The sequence below is a fragment of the Pseudomonas baetica genome (genome assembly GCF_051216495.1).
In the GTDB taxonomy this organism is placed as follows: Bacteria; Pseudomonadota; Gammaproteobacteria; order Pseudomonadales; family Pseudomonadaceae; genus Aquipseudomonas; species Aquipseudomonas baetica_B.
On the sequence record NZ_JBPKAM010000111.1, the window covers coordinates 1 to 19,072 of the forward strand.

General features: G+C 60.8%; 17 protein-coding genes. 2 read left to right on the forward strand and 15 right to left on the reverse strand.

Annotated features, from left to right (window positions below; genetic code table 11):
- Positions 1–80: 80 nt before the first annotated feature.
- The 7 genes from ACSFE6_RS26720 to argH all read right to left on the reverse strand — a co-directional run bounded on the left by ACSFE6_RS26720 (position 81) and on the right by argH (position 7,413).
- Complete coding sequence (locus ACSFE6_RS26720; RefSeq protein WP_435430416.1) at positions 81–1,424, reverse strand: MmgE/PrpD family protein; 1,344 nt, start codon at positions 1,422–1,424, stop codon at positions 81–83.
- 50 nt (positions 1,425–1,474) lie between these two features.
- Positions 1,475–2,362, reverse strand: a complete 888-nt coding sequence (locus ACSFE6_RS26725) for a polysaccharide deacetylase family protein (RefSeq protein ID WP_435430400.1) — start codon at positions 2,360–2,362, stop codon at positions 1,475–1,477.
- On the reverse strand, positions 2,355–3,203 hold the full coding sequence (locus ACSFE6_RS26730) for a polysaccharide deacetylase family protein (RefSeq protein ID WP_435430401.1): 849 nt from the start codon (positions 3,201–3,203) through the stop codon (positions 2,355–2,357). Before ACSFE6_RS26730 ends, ACSFE6_RS26725 begins: the two co-directional genes overlap by 8 nt.
- 136 nt (positions 3,204–3,339) lie before the next feature.
- Positions 3,340–4,164, reverse strand: coding sequence for an ABC transporter substrate-binding protein (locus tag ACSFE6_RS26735; protein ID WP_435430402.1), 825 nt, complete (start codon positions 4,162–4,164; stop codon positions 3,340–3,342).
- A 19-nt stretch (positions 4,165–4,183) separates the two neighbouring features.
- On the reverse strand, positions 4,184–4,948 hold the full coding sequence (locus ACSFE6_RS26740; RefSeq protein WP_435430403.1) for an amino acid ABC transporter ATP-binding protein: 765 nt from the start codon (positions 4,946–4,948) through the stop codon (positions 4,184–4,186).
- 10 nt (positions 4,949–4,958) lie between these two features.
- Positions 4,959–5,837 (reverse strand): amino acid ABC transporter permease, encoded by an 879-nt coding sequence (locus ACSFE6_RS26745; protein WP_435430404.1) that lies wholly within the window; start codon positions 5,835–5,837, stop codon positions 4,959–4,961.
- Between the two features lie 148 nt (positions 5,838–5,985).
- Entirely contained in the window at positions 5,986–7,413 is a 1,428-nt protein-coding gene (gene argH, locus ACSFE6_RS26750) for an argininosuccinate lyase (RefSeq protein WP_435430405.1), read from the reverse strand.
- 306 nt (positions 7,414–7,719) lie between these two features.
- Here argH and ACSFE6_RS26755 point away from each other — a divergent pair, with 306 nt between their 5' ends.
- Positions 7,720–8,685 (forward strand): LysR family transcriptional regulator, encoded by a 966-nt coding sequence (locus ACSFE6_RS26755; protein WP_435430406.1) that lies wholly within the window; start codon positions 7,720–7,722, stop codon positions 8,683–8,685.
- Between the two features lie 151 nt (positions 8,686–8,836).
- Here ACSFE6_RS26755 and ACSFE6_RS26760 read toward each other — a convergent pair whose 3' ends face one another.
- From ACSFE6_RS26760 to arnB, 8 genes are read right to left on the reverse strand one after another with little or no spacing between them, the layout of a single operon-like run.
- Positions 8,837–10,213, reverse strand: coding sequence for a UDP-glucose dehydrogenase family protein (locus ACSFE6_RS26760; RefSeq protein ID WP_435430407.1), 1,377 nt, complete (start codon positions 10,211–10,213; stop codon positions 8,837–8,839).
- Positions 10,210–10,611, reverse strand: coding sequence for a 4-amino-4-deoxy-L-arabinose-phosphoundecaprenol flippase subunit ArnF (gene arnF / locus ACSFE6_RS26765; protein ID WP_435430408.1), 402 nt, complete (start codon positions 10,609–10,611; stop codon positions 10,210–10,212). The genes ACSFE6_RS26760 and arnF overlap by 4 nt, the downstream gene beginning before the upstream one ends.
- Positions 10,608–10,952 (reverse strand): 4-amino-4-deoxy-L-arabinose-phosphoundecaprenol flippase subunit ArnE, encoded by a 345-nt coding sequence (arnE, locus tag ACSFE6_RS26770; RefSeq protein ID WP_435430409.1) that lies wholly within the window; start codon positions 10,950–10,952, stop codon positions 10,608–10,610. The genes arnF and arnE overlap by 4 nt, the downstream gene beginning before the upstream one ends.
- A complete protein-coding gene (arnT, locus tag ACSFE6_RS26775; RefSeq protein ID WP_435430410.1) occupies positions 10,949–12,598 on the reverse strand; it encodes a lipid IV(A) 4-amino-4-deoxy-L-arabinosyltransferase in 1,650 nt (549 codons plus the stop codon). Before arnT ends, arnE begins: the two co-directional genes overlap by 4 nt.
- Positions 12,595–13,479: a 4-deoxy-4-formamido-L-arabinose-phosphoundecaprenol deformylase gene (gene arnD, locus ACSFE6_RS26780; RefSeq protein WP_435430411.1), complete on the reverse strand. Its 885-nt coding sequence runs from the start codon at positions 13,477–13,479 to the stop codon at positions 12,595–12,597. The genes arnT and arnD overlap by 4 nt, the downstream gene beginning before the upstream one ends.
- Positions 13,479–15,470 (reverse strand): bifunctional UDP-4-amino-4-deoxy-L-arabinose formyltransferase/UDP-glucuronic acid oxidase ArnA, encoded by a 1,992-nt coding sequence (gene arnA / locus ACSFE6_RS26785; RefSeq protein WP_435430412.1) that lies wholly within the window; start codon positions 15,468–15,470, stop codon positions 13,479–13,481. The genes arnD and arnA overlap by 1 nt, the downstream gene beginning before the upstream one ends.
- Complete coding sequence (gene arnC / locus ACSFE6_RS26790; protein ID WP_435430413.1) at positions 15,467–16,486, reverse strand: undecaprenyl-phosphate 4-deoxy-4-formamido-L-arabinose transferase; 1,020 nt, start codon at positions 16,484–16,486, stop codon at positions 15,467–15,469. Before arnC ends, arnA begins: the two co-directional genes overlap by 4 nt.
- A complete protein-coding gene (gene arnB, locus ACSFE6_RS26795; RefSeq protein WP_435430414.1) occupies positions 16,483–17,631 on the reverse strand; it encodes a UDP-4-amino-4-deoxy-L-arabinose aminotransferase in 1,149 nt (382 codons plus the stop codon). Before arnB ends, arnC begins: the two co-directional genes overlap by 4 nt.
- Before the next feature lie 364 nt (positions 17,632–17,995).
- Between arnB and ACSFE6_RS26800 the strand changes: the two genes are divergently transcribed.
- Positions 17,996–18,934: a site-specific integrase gene (locus tag ACSFE6_RS26800; protein WP_435430415.1), complete on the forward strand. Its 939-nt coding sequence runs from the start codon at positions 17,996–17,998 to the stop codon at positions 18,932–18,934.
- Positions 18,935–19,072: the final 138 nt, after the last annotated feature.

The following is a 19,072-nucleotide window of genomic DNA, read 5'->3' on the forward strand; positions in this document are numbered from 1 at the left end:
GGCTCGCTCCCACAGAGGGGCGCATTCCAAATGTGGGAGCGAGCCTGCTCGCGAAGAGGCCGGGACGAACGACATCATGATCAGGTGAGCCACCGATCAAGTGAGCGAACCGATTCAAGGTCTTCGAGCCGCCACAACTGCCCCAGCAACGCTTCAGCCTGCCCCCGCGACATCACCCGCTCAGCCAAACTGAAAAACTTCTCCTCCAGCAGCCCATCGCTCAACGGATTACCCGGTGCACCCAACGGCACCTCGACACACAGGCTGGCTTGCCGACCGTCCACGGTGCGCAGCGTCACCACCGGCTCGCCATCCTCTGACAGTTGCGGGTCCACTTCAAGGCGAATACGCGACATCCAGTGGGCGATTCGCGGGTCGTTGCGCTGTTCATCGTCATAGGCCGCCAATCGGCAATGGCCATGCACCAGCCTTGCAGCCAATGCATAGGGCAGACTCATCTGCGCCGCCGCCAGGGTGCCGACATCGTGGCCGCCGCACATGCCTTGCAAGAAACCGCACAGCGAAACCTGGATGTCCTCGATCTGGCCGGGCTGCGTCTCCAACTGTTCCAGCAACAAGCCCAGGGCATCGATGGCCGAATGGGTGCCACGGCAGGAGGCGTAAGGTTTGATCGAACAGCGGGCAAGTTTCCAGACGATGCCGAGATCGGCGTCCAGCGCTTCGGGTGTTGCGGTCTGGGAGGCGAGTGTATTGAGGAAGCCACCCCAGACATCGTCGAACAACCGGATCGGCCCGCTGATGCCCTGTCGGGCAAATTGCGCCGCCAGCAATCCGCCTTCGGCGGCACGACCACTGTGCAGTTTTTTGCTTTGCGAGCCATCGTGGATAAAGGCCCACAGGCCACCGCTGAAACTGCCGGCAATGCCAAGTGCCGCCTGCGTCTGTGGCGCATCCAGCCCCAGGATACGGGCACTGGCCGCCGCCGCGCCGAAAACCCCACAGGTGGCCGTGGAGTGCCAACCGGCACTGTTGTGGGCTGAATAACCGCCGCAGGCTTCAAGTACCCGGCGCCCGATTTCGTATCCGATCACCACGGCCGTGATGAACTCGCGGCCGGTCACCGGGCGAGTGCACATCGACACCGCCGCCATCACCGCCGGCAATACAACGGCGCCGGAATGGTCGCAGCCACCGGTGTCGTCCAGTTCCAGGGCATGGGCGGCGATACCGTTGAGCATGGCCGCCTGGGTCGGACTGACCTGCAATGTCGTACCCCAGACGGGCGTATTCCCGGATTCACCGTCGAACACCAGATAAGCCTGCCTGGCGATTTCGCTGGCGGCTCCAGCGAGGGACGCGCCGAAGGTGTCGAGGATATGTCGCTTGGCCTGAGCGACCAGTGCGGGTGGCAAATCTTCAAACTTCGTATCGACGCAAAACTGCGCCAGTCTCTGCATCCGCATCGCAGCACTGTAGGAGCTGCCGCAGGCTGCGATCTTTTGATCTTGCTGCGTCATAGCAGGTAATCCCGATAATGCCGTTCATACACCGACGCCGGATGATCCAGCGTCACGGGCACCGCCGAATCCGCCCACCACTGGGCGACTTCAGTGCCGGTGGCGATCCACACGTCATCGTGTTGCAAGATGCCTTCCAGCAGCTCGCGCAGTACGCCGATCCGTCCCGGCGTTGCAATGATTTCCGGGTGCAGGCGCAACACGTAGCACAGGCCGAACTGATAAAACCCGGCGAAATCCATTTGCAGGTTACCCAGCGTATGGCTGTAGGAGGCGATGCGCGATTGTGCCGGTGGCACGGCGGGGCTGAGGTTGAAGGCGAAGTAGGGTTCGTCCTCCAGTTCGTAGTGCAGCGGCAGCTCGATCACCTGCGGCGCCGTCGGGTGCGCAAACGGCAAATCATCGCCGCGCCATGAAGATGACCAGCGAATGCCTTGCTCCCTTAAGGCCTCGATGAATCCCGGCGCACCATTACCGGCGGGGATGCGAAAACCTGTGGGGCGCTGGCCAGTGAGGGCGGTCAATGCGTCGCAGCCCTTGGCGATGTCAGCGCGCTGTGCGGCGAGATCGAGAAGGTCGTAGTTCTGATGGCGATACCCGGCACAGGCCATTTCATGGCCGCCGGCAAGGATCGCACGAATGTGCCCGGGGTTTTCCTCGGCAACGATGCCGGGGACAAACCAACTGCTGCGAACGTCCAATTCCTCGAATAATCCGAGCAACCGTTCGACGCCACGCTGGGAGCCGTAGCGCCAGACCGACAGGGTCTTGTCGCGCCCGGCGACTTCCGGGGCCTGGGTGAGGATGCCGTGGACGTCGTTGTAATCGACGGTCAGGACCACGGCGCAGCGGTGGCCTTTGGGCCAGACAGTGGACTCAGCCATGGTGATGCTCCTTGAGCCACCACCGGGCGACGTCGCGGCAGGTGGCAAACCACACGTCGTCCCGTTGGCGCATGTGTTCGAAGAGTTTTTCCAGCAGCAGGATGCGCCCCGGCTTGCCGGTGATCTTGGGGTGAAACAGGGTGGTCAGGCACAAGCCCTCATCCATGGCGCCGTCGAATTCGCGGCACCAGTTGTCCAGCGTTAGCTCGTAACTGGCGGTACGGTCGAGTCCGGAGGGGAAGTCCGGCGCGCGGGTGTAGGCAATGGAGGCGTAATCGTCCATTTCCCAGCGACCGGGGATTTCCACCAGCGGTGTGGCGTGGCCCGGCACCTTGACCAGATAAGGCCGGTCATCGCCGCGCATGCTGCTGGAGTAAGTCACACCGGCTTCCACCAGCATCGCCGGGGTTTCGGCGCGCCAATCGCCGGATGGCGTACGGAAGCCTTCGGCGCGAATGTGCAGGTGCTTCCAGAACACCTCGCGGGACAGCTTCATCACGTCCCTTTGCTGTTCCAGCGTCAGGGCGTAAAAGGATTCGTGTTTGTAGCCGTGATAGGCCACCTCATGCCCGCGCTCGACAATCGCCTGGCACTGTTTCGGCCAGTTCTCCACGACCCAGGCCGGGACGAAGAAGGTGGTCGGGATAGCAAATGCGTCGAGCAGGTCGAGAATCCTCGGCAATGCCCGATACGGGCCATAACCGCCAAAGCCGAAGTACTCGGGCTTGCGCCAGATCGAGCCGTTGAGCATGGCATCGCCGGTCGGGCCATCGAGGTCGAAGGCCAGGGCCAGGCAGGCCTTGTGTTGCTCGGGCCAGGTAGGTTGGGGGGAGGAGGACATCGTTGGTGCTCCAACTATCTATAAGTAAACACCGAACCCTGTGGGAGCGAGCCTGCTCGCGAATGCGGTGTGTCATTCACATCAATGGTGGCTGACACGGCCTCTTCGCGAGCAGGCTCGCTCCCACAGTGGGTTGTTATTTCCCGGCGTTGATGGTCACGGTCTGGATCGCACCGAGCTCCAGGTCCCACTTCTTCAGGATCGCCTGGTAGCTGCCGTCATCGATCATGCTCTGCAAGGCGACTTTCACCGCTTCGCTCAATTCAGGTTTTTTCTTGCTTACGCCAAGGCCGGTGAACTGCGAGGAGATCGGCAGGCCCACGGTCTTGTACATGTCCTTTTCCTGGGTTTTCAGGTAGGGCAGGGTTTCGCTGCCTTGCATCGCCGCGTCGATGCGGCTCTGGCGCAGTTGAGCCCGGGCATCGGCCGAGCCTTCGGTGCCGATCACGTTGATCGCAGGCTTGCCGGCGGCCTCACAGTTGGCCTTGCTCCACTCAGCGATTTCCGCCGGGAAGGTGGTGCGTCGGCTGGTGCCGACTTTCTTGCCGCACAGGTCGATGATTTCGTTGGTGGCCGCATTTTTCTGCAGGGTGTAGAACTGCGGGCCACTGGTGAAGTAGTCGACGAAGGTGACGCTGGCCTGACGTTCCTTGGTGTCGGTCATGCCCGACAGCACCATGTCCACGCGGTCGGTGGTCAGGGCGTTGATCATCTGTTCGAAGCCGGTTTCCTGCCATTTGATCTTCACGCCCAGGCGCTCGGCCAGGGCATTGCCCAGGTCAAAGTCGAGGCCGGTGAGGGTATTGGTGGCCGGGTCCTTGAAATCCATCGGCGGGTAGTTCGGCATGATCGCTACGACAATCTCGCCCTTGTCCTTGATGCTGGCCGGCAATTGCGCCGCCACGGTGAAGCCGGATGCCATAACGCTGGCGAGTACTGCTGGAATAACGAAGTTCTTCATGGTCGTTCTCTTATGAGAGTTAGGTTCGAACGGCAGAAATGAAGCTCTGGGTGCGAGGGTTTTGTGGACTTATTAGTATTTCTTCGGGGCTTCCTGCCTCCACGATCTGGCCGCCGTCCATGAACACCATGCGGTTGGACACTTCGCGAGCGAAGCCCAGTTCATGGGTGACGACGATCATGGTCATGCCGGTTTGCGCCAGGTCGCGCATCACCGACAGCACCTCACCGACCAGTTCCGGGTCGAGTGCCGAAGTGGGTTCATCGAACAGCATCAGCTTGGGGCGCATGGCCAGGGCGCGGGCAATCGCCACCCGTTGTTGCTGACCGCCCGAGAGTTCGATCGGGTAGCTGTTGCGCTTGTCGGCCAGGCCGACCCGGGCGAGCAGTTCCAGGGCTTCTTCGTGCGCTTCCTTGGGCGAACGCTTGAGCACCTGGCACGGCCCTTCGATGATGTTTTGCAGCACGGTCATGTGCGGGAACAGGTTGAAGCGCTGGAACACCATGCCCGTGGCCAAGCGCTGGCGGGCAATCTGCGTTTCGTTGAGCTCGTGCAGTTTGTTGCCGACAACCCGGTATCCCACCAGTTCGCCGTCGACCCACAGGCCGCCCTTGTCGATCTTTTCCAGCTGGTTCACGCAGCGCAACAGGGTGCTCTTGCCGGAACCGGACGGGCCGATGATGCACAGCACTTCGCCTTGCTCGACTTCGATGTTGATGTCCTTGAGCGCGTGGTAGTGGTCGTAGTACTTGTTCAGGCTCACGGCCTTGACGATGCTTCTCATGTCGGATTCCTCAAGAACGCTTGCCGGCGCCGCGAGCGAAACGACGCTCCAGACGGCTTTGACCGAAGGACAGCACGGTGACGGTGGCCAGGTACCAGATACCGGCGACGATCAGCAGCTCCATCACGCGGGCGTTGGCGTAGTAGATGTTCTGGGCGTTGTAGAGCAGTTCCGAGTACTGGATGACGCTCGCCAGCGAGGTCATTTTCACCATGCCGATGAACTCGTTGCCCACCGGTGGAATGATGATGCGCATGGCCTGGGGCAGGATGATCCGGCGCAGCGCTTGCAGGCGCGGCATGCCGATCGACTTGGCCGCTTCGTACTGCCCGGTGTCCACCGATAGCAGGCCGGCGCGCACCACTTCGGCGGTGTAGGCGCCCTGGTTGATGCTCAATCCGAGCAAGGCGGCCACGAACGGTGTCATCAGGCTCACGGTGTCGAGTTCGAACAGGCCGGGGATGCCGATGGTGGGGAAGATCAGCGCCAGGTTGAACCACAACAGCAGCTGCAGGATCAGCGGCGTACCGCGGAACAGCCAGGTGTAAGTCAGCGCCACGTAGCGCAGGATCGGGTTGGCCGACATGCGCATGATCGCGGTGATCACCCCGAACACAATCCCCAGGGCCATGGCCAGCACCGCCATGACGATGGTGTTGAGCAAGCCCCACATGATGGCCTGGGAGGTGAGGAACTGGCCGATGTACGACCATTCGATCTTGCCTTCGGCGAAGGCGCGCACCAGGCCCAGCAGCGCGATGACGATCAACGCGGCGAAGAACATCCGCCCGTAGTAGCGCCGCGGTACGTGTTGGTACTGGGTGATATCAAACTGGTTTTCCGCCAGTTTGCGCTCCGCCTGGAGTCGTTGTGCCTGTGTTTGGCTCATGGTTGTTTCTCCGAACTGTACTGTCATATCCACCTCAATCCCTGTGGGAGCTGGCTTGCCAGCGATTTCGGTGGTTCACCCTGCATTAATGTCGACTGACAGGACGCTATCGCTGGCAAGCCAGCTCCCACAGGTTCAGTGGTGTGCCTCAGAGGCGGAAGCCTTGGTAGTTCTCGGTCCAGGCGTGCTGGGCGGCGAGGGCGGTTTTCAGGCGGCCGATCTGCTCGCGTACCTGTTGCGGCGCGGTGCCGCCCCAGCCATTACGGGCGTCGATGGCGGCTTCCAGGGTCAGGCTGTCGCGCACTTCTGGTGTCAGGCGCGGATCAATCTCGGCCAGCAGCGCCGGGGAGGCTTCCCACAGTTCGATGTCGTGCTTCTCGCAAGCCTTGACCAGCGCACCGGTGATTTCGTGGGCTTCCTTGAACGGCACGCCGCGTACCGCCAGCCAGTCGGCGACTTCGGTGGCGAGGGTGAAGCCCAGTGGCGCCTGGCGACGCAGTTCTTCGACGTTGACCGTCATGGTCGCGACCATCCCGGCCATCGCCGGTAGCACCAGCAACAGGGTGTCGACGCTGTCGAGCACGCCATTCTTGTCTTCGCTCAAGTCGCGGTTGTACGACAGCGGCAGGGATTTGAGGGTCGACAGCAAGCCGGTCAGGTTGCCGATCAGGCGGCCGGCCTTGCCTCGGGCCAATTCGGCGATGTCCGGGTTCTTTTTCTGCGGCATGATCGAACTGCCGGTGGCGTAAGCATCGTCCAGCGCGACCCAGCGGAATTGCCGCGACGACCACAGGCAAAACTCTTCCGCCAGGCGTGAGATGTTGATGCCGAGCATGCTGGCGATGAACAGGAATTCGGCGACGTGATCGCGGCTGGCCACGGCGTCGATGGAGTTTTCGCACACACCGCTGTAACCCATTTCCTTCGCCGATTGCTGCGGCAGGCGCGCGATGGCCGAACCGGCCATGGCCGCGGCGCCCAGCGGCGACAACGAGGTGCGCGCGTCCCAGTCCACCAGACGCTGCACGTCACGCAACATCGATTGCGCGTGGGCCAGCAGGTGATGGGCGAACACGATCGGCTGCGCCTGTTGCAAGTGGGTGAAGCCGGGGCAGATGCTCTCCACGTGTTGTTCGGCCTGGTCGACCAGCGCTTGCTGCAAGGCCAGGACTTCGACCGCCAGGGTGCGCACGTGATCACGCAGGAACAGACGCAGGTCGTTGGCGGTCTGGTCGTTGCGCGAACGCCCGGCGCGCAGTTTGCCGCCCAGGGCGCCCAGGCGTTCGGTCAGCAAGCGTTCAATGAAGGTGTGGACGTCTTCGTCATCGAGGGTCGGGGCAATGCTGCCGGCGCGGAAGTCAGCACCGATGCGCTCCAGGGCCTCGATCATGGTCTGGGTTTCCTGCTCGTTCAAGAGGCCTGCGCGCTGCAATTCCCGGGCATGGGCCTTGGAGCCGGCGAGGTCGTACGGGGTGAGGCGGAAGTAGCGCTCGGGGCAGCGGGACAGGGCGGCAAGGGCTTCGGAAGGACCGCTTTTGAAGCGAGCACCCCAGAGACGGTCGGTGGCTTGAGACATTGTTGTTTTCCTCGTCTGTAATTCGAATGAAATCGGTATGCCAGGCCTGAAATACGCGCCGAAAACAGCCGTAAGTCTTCAGGTCAGATCATTAATCAAGGGCAGGGGAAAAACGAAATTGCAAAAAGGGGAGAGCTGATCGAAGTGTCAGCTTTTAATGGTTCGAAATCAGTGAATTGGCACTGAAGTTCGGAATTTGTCAGAGGTTGCCAAGTCTGGTTTTCTGTGTTCATTATTATTAGGCCAGCTATGTTTTTGTTGTTGGACACAGGTTGTTGAATCGGGCGCCAGAGGTAAATAAGCATTATGGAAACCCCACTTTCCAATTCCGGAAACCCGCCGCCGAAAACGCTGCAGCGGGCACCTTTGGCACTCAGCGGACTGGACTTCAAGCTGCTGAAAGTGTTCAAGGCAGTGGTCGAGGCGGGCGGTTTCAGTGCGGCACAGAACGAGCTGAATGTGGGGCTGGCAGCCATCAGCAAACAGATCTCCGACCTGGAAATTCGCATCGGCATGCGTTTGTGTACCCGAGGGCGAGAGGGCTTTCACCTCACCGAAGAGGGACGCATTGTCTATCAGGCATCCATTGACTTATTTGCCTCGGTCGACAACTTTCGAGATCGACTTAGTTCAGCGCAGAATGAACTTGTCGGTGACCTTGGTGTGGGGGTTATTGATAATACGATTACCGACTTGCAATCACCGTTAGTTGCGGCGCTTAGAATGATTAATGAACAATCACCGAAAGTAAGGTTTCAACTTCAGGCTTCTCAATTGGATGAGGTGGAACGGGGTGTTGTCGAGGGTCGACTGGTGGCCGGTATCGTGCCGGTTTATCAACGGCGGGAAGAGTTCGATTATTATCCGCTGTATGAAGAACGTTCGGAGGTTTATTGCGCGGCCGGACACCCGTTGTTCGACCTGCCGGCAGATCGGATGAGCAGCAACATGCTCAAGGATTACGAGTGCATCAACCACCGCTACGCGATCCACCGCGACAAGCTCAACTTCGCCCACTACGACAGCTTTTCCGCCTCCGCGACCCAGGTGGAAGCCGTGGCGTTGTTGATCAGGACCGGTCGTTTCGTGGGTTTTCTGCCCCGGCATTACGCCGCTAACTGGGTCGCGCAGGGGCAGTTTCGGGCGTTGTGTCCGGAGCTGATTCATATCGACACGCCGTTCAATCTGATCCTGCGGCACAACACTGTGCGCAGTCCCTTGGTCAAGGCGTTTGCCCAGGCGTTGGGTGTGGATTTGAAGGCGACAACCTAAAGGCTTAATACAATCCATGTGGGAGCGAGCCCGCTCGCGAATGCGGTGTTTCATTCAACATGAATGTTGTTTGATAGTCCCTATTCGCGAGCAGGCTCGCTCCCACAGGTTCTGTAGTAAACAGTAACTTGCAGTGGCGACAGAAGTGTCCTCACGCCACCGAAACAGCCGACCAGCTCTGCAACGGAATCGGCAACTTGCGCGACTCCCCGCGCCCCATCGGGAAGTATGTGAAACCGGCGCGAGCCAGGCGTTCGGCGTCGTATAGATTACGACCATCGAAGATCACCGGTGCATTGAGCCGTTGGCGGATCAAGTCGAAATCCGGCGCCTTGAACTGTTGCCATTCGGTGCAGATGATCAGCGCGTCGGCACCGTTCAACACCGATTCCGGCGTCCCCATGAGCATCAGCTTCGTTTCATCGGGGTACAGCTTCTGGGTTTCCTGCATGGCTTCCGGGTCGAATGCGCGAACATCGGCGCCAGCGGCCCATAGCGACTCAAGCAAGACCCGGCTCGGTGCATCGCGCATGTCGTCGGTATTGGGTTTGAACGCCAGGCCCCACACGGCAAAGGTCTTGCCACGCAAATCGCCCTGGTAGAACGCCTTGATGCGTTCGAACAGCTTGTGTTTCTGCCGCTGGTTGATGGCTTCCACCGCTTGCAGCAGGTCGCTGGAGCAGTGGGCCTCTTCGGCGCTGTGGATCAGGGCGCGCATGTCTTTGGGGAAGCACGAACCGCCATAGCCGCAACCGGGGTAGATGAAGTGATAGCCGATGCGCGAGTCGGCACCGATACCCAGGCGTACCGATTCGATGTCGGCCCCCAGGTGTTCGGCCAGCTCGGCCATCTGGTTGATGAAGCTGATCTTGGTCGCCAGCATGCAGTTGGCGGCGTACTTGGTCAGTTCGGCGCTGCGCAGGTCCATGAACATGATGCGGTCATGGTTGCGGTTGAACGGCGCGTACAGGTCACGCATCACGTCGCGCACCTCATCGCGTTCGCAGCCGATGACGATGCGGTCCGGGCGACGGCAATCAGCGACAGCGGATCCCTCCTTGAGAAATTCGGGGTTGGAGACGATATCGAACTGCAGCAAGCGCCCGACCTTGATCAAGCATTTGTCGATGTGCGTACGCAACGCATCGCCAGTGCCCACTGGCACCGTTGATTTTTCCACCAGAATAACGGGCTGTTCACGGTGCCGCGCCACGGCCTCACCCACGGACAGCACATAACGCAAATCCGCCGAGCCATCCTCACGGGACGGCGTGCCGACCGCGATGAACAACACCTGGCCATGTTGCACCGCGAGTTTTTCATCCGTGGTGAATTGCAACCGATTGGCGTCCAGGCCTTCGCGTACCAGGCTAGCCAGCCCCGGCTCAAAAATGCTCACGTGGCCCTGTTGCAGCAGCTCGACTTTTTTCGGATCGATGTCCATGCACACCACGTCATGGCCGACTTCAGCCAAAACGGCAGCCTGGACCAGGCCAACATAACCGCTACCAAATACACTGATCTTCATGGGGCACTCCTGGGTTCGGGCGCGTAAAGAGGTCGAGAATTGATGGTGATGACGCCGAGGATGACCAGGGCCACCCCGAGGCTTTTGGAAAGGCTGAAGGTTTCGTGGAACAGCGGCAGGCTGGCGGCCGCCAGATACACCAGCGCGTAGCTGATGCTCAGTAGTGAATAGGCCCGGCCCAGGGGCAGGTCCCGCAGGGCGGCGAGCCAGCACAGCATCGACAGGGCGTAGGCCAGGACGGCGGCCAGCACCACGACAATCGCGTACGGGTCGATGTGTGCGCTGAGCCATTGTTCAGGTTGTGGCAAGCGACTCATGCTCCAGCGCATGCCCAGTTGGGCTGTGCTCACCAGCAACACGCTGCCGAGGGCGAAGGTTATGCCGCGACGATCATTCATGCGTGCTGCCCCAGTAGAACGACGCCACCGATCACCAGCGCCACACCCATCCAATGGCGACTGTCGATGGTTTCGTGGAAAACGAAGCGCGCCACCAGGGTGATCAGCACGAAATTCAGGCTCAGCATCGGGTAGGCAATGCCGACTTCGAGGCGCTGCAACACCAGCAGCCACACCAGCAAGCCCAGGCCCAACGAAGCCAGCGCCAGCCACAGCCAGGGAGACCGTAGTTTTTCGCTCCAGCCCGGCGCCTGGCCGCGCCAGCTTTCCACGGCGTACTTCTGGGCAATCTGGCCCAGGCAGGTCAGCAGGCAGGCAGCGAGCAATAGCAGCAGGCTCATGGTGCCGCCCGGGGAATGATCAGAATCACGATATTGCCTTGTTCAAATCGCTCGCCATCCTTTGGCAGTCGTTCAAGTTCGCGCAGTTCTTCGTCGCCCTTGACCCGCATGACCACGCCCACCGAGCCTTGCTGGCGGGCGTCATGCATCCACTGCTGGACCTGGCCGGGATCGACGCGCTGCTTTATCGACTCAGGATAAGCAAGGCCATATTTCAATTCGCCTATCGTGTTGTACAACGCCACGTCCGGGCGTTTCAGGCGCCAGGCCAGGGCCGAGGCAGCGCCGAGGTCATTACTGAGCAGCCGGTCGGTCTGGCCGAGCTGGGCGGCGTGTTCGAGGATGAATTGATCGGGCATCTTGTTGGCGACGACCGAATCGGGCAGCCCGGCCGGCAGCAGGCCGACCAGCAATAGACTGCCAAAGGCCGGTGCGGCCCAGCATTGCAGCGGTCGGAAGGCTTGCAGCAGGCTGGCCATGATCCAGCCGGTCAGGCCGATGAACACCAGCATCAGGTTATGCAGTTCATGGTCGTACAGCGGTTTTTTCAGCTGCAGGTAGACCAGGGTCAAAAGGACGGCCAATCCCAGCAACAGGTTCAGCAGGCCATTGATGCCCAGGGCGCGACCTTGTTCGAATCTCAGGCGATCGGCCAGCGCATGGCCCAGCAGCAGGGCCAAGGGCAACAGGCACGGTAGGATGTAACTGGGCAATTTGCCCTTGCTGACGCTGAAGAACAGTAGCGGCATCAATAGCCACAACAGCAGAAACGCGATGTTGCCCTGGCGTCGGGTCTGCCAGGCCTGATTCAGCGCCGCTGGCAGCAATGCCGCCCACGGCAGGCTGAACGCCACCAGCAGCGGCAGGTAATACCACCAGGGGGCGTCATGCTGGGCGTCGTCTCCGGCGAAGCGACGGATGTGTTCGTGCCAGAAGAAGAATCGCCAGTAATCCGGTTCCTGCCCATGCACAGCCAAGACCCAAGGCAAGCTGACGGCGATCGCCACGACAATCGCCAGCGAACCGTAAGTCAGCAGCTCACGCCAGCGCCTTTGCCAGAGCATCCAGGGCAGGGCGACCAGCACCGGCAACAACCAGGCGAGAAAGCCCTTGGTCATGAATCCCATGCCGCATGCCAGCCCCAACACCGCCCAGCCGATCAGACGTTGAACCCGGTCAACGCTATCCAGCGCAAACCACAAGGCCCCGAGGCTCAGGTTGACCCAAAAAGTGAATTGCGGATCGAGGTTGGCATAACCGGCCGCGCCCGCTATCACGGTAAAACTCATGTACAGCAACGCGCAGGCGAAACTTTTTCGTGGGTCGTTCCACAGGCGGCGGGCGATGAGGTAGCACAGCAAGACGCTCAAGACGGTACTCAGCACCGACGCAATGCGCACGCCGAACAGGTTCTGCCCGAACACCATCTGGCCGAGGGCAATCATCCAGTAACCGGCCGCCGGTTTTTCGAAGTAGCGCACATTCATGAAGTTCGGCGAGACCCAGTTGCCGCTCAGGAGCATGTCCTGGCTGATCTGCGCGTAGCGGGTTTCGTCGGGAATCCACAAGCCATGGCTGCCCAGTGGCAGCAGGTATGCCAGCGCCATGACAGCCAGCAGCAACGGCAATGCCCAGCGTCTGCTCATGCGCCTTGCACTCCCAGCCAGCCTTCGCGACCTTCCAGCGCGCCGCGCAGCACACGACCGCTCGGCAGGTTGTCGGGCTTGTCGGGCAGCAGGTCTCCAAGGGGTTGAAAACGAATGCCGCGCTGGTGTGCATCGACCAGCAGTCGGCGGAAATCATTGGCCATCAGAATCCCTTCTACTTCGGCGTGGATCGTGTAGACGTTGAGTTTTCCGGGGGTGAACCGGTTGAGAATGAAGGTGTTGAAATCCCCGGCAGCCAGGTTCGGCCCGACCACTTCATCGAAGGTCGGCAGGTCCACCGGTATCTGTGGCACACCGGGCCGGCCATCGGCCAGGATCGGCCGGAACAGGCTTTGGCCCCGGCAATCGCTGTTGTAACGAAAGCCGAAGGCTTGCTTGGCCTCGATGACACGCTCGTCCGCCCGCCAACCGGCAACGGCCGAGCACCCGACATGCTCGCCAAGGATGTCGTGGAGCGTGTCCACGCCCTGACGGATCTGCTCGACCAGTTGCCCATCACGCCAGCGACCGGCGTTGGCTTGCCAGCTGTGGTGATCCCAGGCGTGCAGGCCAACTTCATGCCCGGCGGCCCGTGCCCGGCGCATCAGATGCCCAAGGTCGCGACCGATGGGTTTGCCAGGCCAGGCCGTGCCGGCCAGCAGGATGTCCCAGCCATACAGGCCGGCCGCGTTGGAACGGAGCATTTTCCAGAGGAATTGCGGGCGGATCAGGCGCCACAGGTGCCGCCCCATGTTGTCTGGGCCGACGCTGAAGAAAAACGTCGCCTTGACCTGCGCTTCATCCAGCAGATCCAGCAGCCGTGGCACCCCCTCACGGGTGCCACGATAGGTGTCGACATCGATTCGAAGACCTGCCTGCATCAGTGCCTGTCCGTCATTTCGAGCATGGCCTGGCGCAGGAAGAAGTCCAGGGTATTGCCGATGGTTTCACTCATTTCCACTGTCGGCGCCCAGTCCAGCAGCCGCTTGGCATTAGCAATACTCGGTTTGCGGTGCGACACGTCCTGATAACCGCTGCCGTAGAACGCTTTGCTCTCGATATCGCGGAAACCGGCGAACGGCGGGAAGTTGTGGCGCAGCGGATGCGCTTCGAACTGGCGCAGCAGCTCTTCGCCCAACTGGCGGATGCTGGCTTCGTTGTCCGGGTTGCCGATGTTGATAATCTGGCCGTTGCAGGCGTCGTTGTCGTTGTCGATGATCCGCGCCAGGGCTTCGACACCGTCGGCAATGTCGGTGAAACAGCGTTTTTGCTCACCGCCATCGAACAGGCGGATGGGCGTGCCTTCCACCAGGTTCAGGATCAACTGGGTGATCGCCCGGGAGCTGCCGATGCGAGCCGAGTCCAACCGATCCAGGCGCGGGCCCATCCAGTTGAAGGGGCGGAACAGGGTGAAGTTCAGACCTTTCTGGCCGTAGGCCCAGATCACCCGGTCGAGCAATTGCTTGGACGTCGAGTAGATCCAGCGCTGCTTGTTGATCGGGCCGACGATCAGGTTGGAGTTATCTTCATCGAAGTTGCTGTCCTGGCACATGCCATAGACTTCCGAGGTCGACGGGAAGATCACCCGCTTGTTGTATTTGACGCAGTAGCGAACCAGTTTCAGGTTCTCTTCGAAATCCAGTTCGAACACCCGCAATGGATTGCGCGTGTACTCGATCGGCGTGGCAATCGCCACCAGCGGCAGGACCACGTCGCACTTCTTGATGTGGTACTCGATCCACTCGGAATGGATGCTGATGTCGCCTTCGACGAAGTGAAAGTTGGGGTGGCTGCGCAGTCGCTCGATGGCGTCCGAGCCGATGTCCAGGCCATAGACTTCGTAGCGGTCGTCACGCAGCAGGCGTTCGGACAAATGATTACCGATGAAGCCGTTGACCCCAAGGATCAGTACGCGGGTACGACGGGGGGCGCGAGCGGATTCGGCACCGCGCAGTACGGAACCGTCCACCAGCCCCAATTCGCTGGCCAGTTGCGGGCCGCTCAAGTACAGGCCGTTGTCATTGCGCTGGCCGGCATCGATCACCAGCGAGTCTTCGCCACAGGCGATCCGCAGCGGATCGACGCTGAGCACCCGGCCCGGCGCCTGGCCTTCGTTGCCCTTGACGACGTGGGCGCTCCAGACAACCAGCTTATGTTCACCCACCGCGCAGAAGGCGCCCGGATATGGCTGGGTCACGGCGCGGACCAGATTGAACAGTGCTTGCGCGGGTCGATCCCACAGAAGTTTGCCGTCAGCGGGGGTGCGCCGCCGGAACACCGTGGCCTGGCTTTCGTCTTGTGGGGTTTCGCTGACTTTGCCCTGACGCAGCGCTGGCAGGGTGTCGCGTAGCAGATCAATCGCCGCCAGCCGCAACTTGCCATGCAGGCTCAGCGCAGTATCCGTGGGGTCGATCGCCACCCGCTGCTGGGCGAGGATGGCGCCGGCGTCGGCGCGCTTGACCATGCGATGCAGGGTTACGCCGGTTTCGCTTTCACCGTTGACCAGCACCCAGTTGGCCGGTGCACGACCGCGATAGCGTGGCAGCAACGAACCGTGCAGGTTGAACGCGCCTTTTTCGGCGGTGGCCAACAGTGGCTCGCTGAGCAGGTGGCGGTAGTAAAACGAGAACAGATAGTCGGGTTCGAGTTTGGCGATCCGTTCGATCCACAGCGGGTGGTTGACGTCTTCCGGTGCATGCACCGGGATGCCTTTGCGCGCACAGAGTTGCGCCACCGAACCGTAGAAGGTGTTTTCCTTGGGATCGTCGGCGTGGGTGAACACCGCGGCAATCTCGTAACCGCTTTCGATGAGGGTTTCGATGCCGGCACAACCAATATCGTGATAAGCGAAGACAACGGCTTTTGCAGTCATGGAAGAACCCGATTTGAAGAAGTGGAGGAGCGGCCATCGACAGTGGCCACGGAAACAGGGGAAGTTGGCTGGCTACGCAGCACTTTTTCGACAAAGAACCTTGGACGGGCGCGAACGTCGCTGTACATGCGTCCCAGGTACTCGCCGAGCAAACCCATGCCGATGAATTGGCCGCCGGTGAACACGAACAGCACCGCGAACAACACGAAGGTGCCGTCACCGGCCCAACTGGCGCCGAACACCAGGCGCAGGAGGATCAGCGCGGTGGCGAACAACACACCGAGGGCCGCCATGCCGAAGCCGACGATGCTCAGCAACCGCAGCGGCGTGGTGGTCATGCAGGTGACCAGGTCGAACATCAGGTTGACCAGGCGCATGGGGCTGTATTTGGATTCGCCGTGCTCGCGCTCGGCGTGGGTTACGAGGATTTCCGTGGTGTGCCGGGCGAAGCTGTTGGCCAGGATCGGAATGAAGGTGCTGCGCTCCCGGCAGGCGAGCATCGCGTCGACGATGGTGCGGCGGTACGCGCGCAACATGCAGCCGTAGTCGCTCATGGCCACGCCGGTGGAACGCTGTACGGCGAGATTGATCAGCTTCGAGGGCCAGCGACGCAGGGCTGAGTCTTGACGGTTGTTGCGCACGGTGGCGACCACGTCGTAGCCGAGTTCAGCCTGTGCGACCAGTCGCGGGATTTCCTCGGGCGGGTTTTGCAGGTCGGCGTCGAGGGTGATGACCACATCGCCCTTGCACTGTTCGAAACCGGCCATGATCGCAGCGTGCTGGCCGTAATTGCGGTTGAGAATGACCGCCACCACCGGGCTGCCCGGGCGGGACGCGGCTTGCTCCAGCAGGTGGGCGGAATCGTCACGGCTACCGTCGTCCACCAGAACGATTTCGTAGGGGTGGTGCAGTTGCTGGCAGGCCGCTTCCGTACGACGCAGCAGTTCCGGCAGGCTGGCTTGTTCGTTGTAGACCGGTATCACGATCGACACGAAGTGAATGGGGTATGGTCTCACGGGCGAGTGTCCAGGCAGTTTTCAATGGCGCCGACAACGCGCTCGACGTCATCGGTGGTCATGTCGGGGAACAACGGGATAGAGCACAGTCGCGCCGAGTTCCATTCGGTGTTGGGCAGGTGAACGTTGGGGAAACGTTGGCGGTAATAGGTGTGCAGGTGGGTGGCGATGAAATGAATGCCAGTGCCGATGTTCTGTTCCTGCAAGGCTTTCATGAAGGCTTCGCGGTCCAGGCCGCAACGGTCGGGGTCGATGCGCAAGATGAACAGGTGCCAGGCGTGCTGTTGGGCATAGGTCGGGATGGCCAGTGGTTGAACCGGCAAACCTTCCAGCCGTTGCAGGTAAGTGCCCGCCAGTTGCGTGCGTTTGGCGTTGATTTCCTCAAGTCGCTGCAGTTGCACCAACGCGATGGCGGCATTGATGTCGGCCAGGTTGTACTTGAAGCCAGGCTCTATTACCTGCGCCTGTGGTTTGCGGCCGTGGGTCAGGCGGTCGTAGGCGTCGACACCGAGGCCGTGGAACTTGAGCATGCGCACCCGGGCGGCGAGGGCTTCATCGTCGCTGACGAACATTGCGCCCTCGGCGCAGGTCATGTTCTTGATCGCATGGAACGAGAAAATCGCCGTACCTTTACTTCCCACATGGCGACCTTTGTAGCGGGTGCCGGCGGCGTGGGCGGCGTCTTCGATCACCGTGATGCCGTGTTTATCGGCCAGTGCGTACAGCGGATCGAGATCGAAGGCGGCACCGGCGTAATGCACCGGAATGATTGCCTTGGTACGCGGGGTGATCGCCGCTTCGATGCTCGACACGTCGCTCATCAGGGTGTCGCGATCGACATCGACGAATACCGGTGTGGCCCCCAGCAGACAAATCATGTTGGCGGTCGATACCCAGGTCTGCGACGGGGTGATGACTTCATCGCCGGGACCGATGCCCAGTGCCAATAACGTGATATGCATGGCACCAGTGGCCGAGGACAGTGCCACGGCATGGCGGCAACCGACGTAGTGCGCGAAGTGCTCTTCCAATGCCTGGTTTTTTGGTCCGGTAGTGATCCAGCCAGAACGCAGAACTTGCTCTACTGCGGCGATTTCCTCATCGCCGATACTGGGGCGCGAGAACGGGAGAAAAGCCTCACTCATGAAGAACCTCGGGGCGTAGGCCATCCTTCGGGAAAATTCCGAAAGAATCAGTATTTCAATGGTTTGGATGTCCGTCGGGCAGCGCGCAATTGACATTTGCAACAATGGCCGGCAGGTTGTGACCCCATGTTACGGGGACACCGATTTATTGAGGTTAAGCCCGATTTTGTGAAAGGAACATGAAAAAACGGTGGGCAAATCGTTTATCCAAGAACCATTAAGCGACTGTTCAGACTTCTGCTGCTTATCGCTGATTTTTCCGGGAGCTTAGAGGGAAAGTCCTACAGAAGTTTCGCTCTATATATGAGCCATGTTTCATTTCTTAGTTGTTTCATTGAACTGATTTCATTCAAGGCTGTTTCGTTTGATTGACTTACCCATTGCTGATTCACCCGCTTCAACCACCAACCCACTGACGGTGTATCTGGCGCGCCTGGCGCCATCCAGCCAACTGACCATGCGCTACGTGCTGCAAGATGCCGCCGACCGCCTGGGCTTCGACGAAGTGAACATCGAGGAGATTCCCTGGCACGCGTTGCAGCCCGAAGATGTGATCGCGCTGGTGGCGACACTGCGTACCGACGGTTATGCCCCTAACACCTCATCGCTGTACGTCAATGCGGTACGTGGCGTAATGAACGAAGCCTGGCGCATGAGCCTGATCAGTCAGGAACACTTGTTGAAAATGCGCTCGGTCAAGGGCATCGCCGGCACGCGGCTGTCCCAGGGACGCAATCTTCGCCGCACCTTGATTCGGGAATTGATGGAGGCTTGTGCAGCCGACCCACGGCCACAGGGCCTGCGCGATGCCGCGATAATCGGGATTCTGTATGGCTCGGGGATGCGCAAGTCGGAATCGGTGAACCTGGACCTGAATCAGGTCGATTTTACCGAGCGCAGCCTGCGGGTTACGGCCAAGGGTAACAAGCAGTTGATCAAGTACGCCCCGGCCTGGGCCTTTGCCAAACTCGAAGCCTGGCTGGAGTTTCGCCGATCACAACTCAAGGAAGATGAAGCGGACGATACGTTCCTGTTCAACCGAATTCGCCGTGGCAGCCACATCACCCGCGAACGCATCACCAAACACGCCATCTACTACATTGCCCGGCAGCGCGGCACGCAGGTGGGGGTGAAAATCATGCCCCATGATTTCCGTCGCTCGTTTATCACCCGAGTGATCGAGGAACATGACCTGTCGATCGCGCAGAAACTGGCCCACCACAGCAACATCCAGACCACCGCCAATTACGACGTGCGTGATGACAACGAACGGCGTCGGGCGGTGGATCGGTTCGATCTTTGACCTTTACCTTTGTGGGGGGGGGGGGGGGGGGGGGGGGGGGGGGGGGGGGGGGGAAGGAGGGGGGGGGGGGGGGGGGGGGGGGGGGGGGGGGGGGGGGGGGGGGGGGGGGGGGGGGGGGGGGGGGGGGGGGGAGGGGGG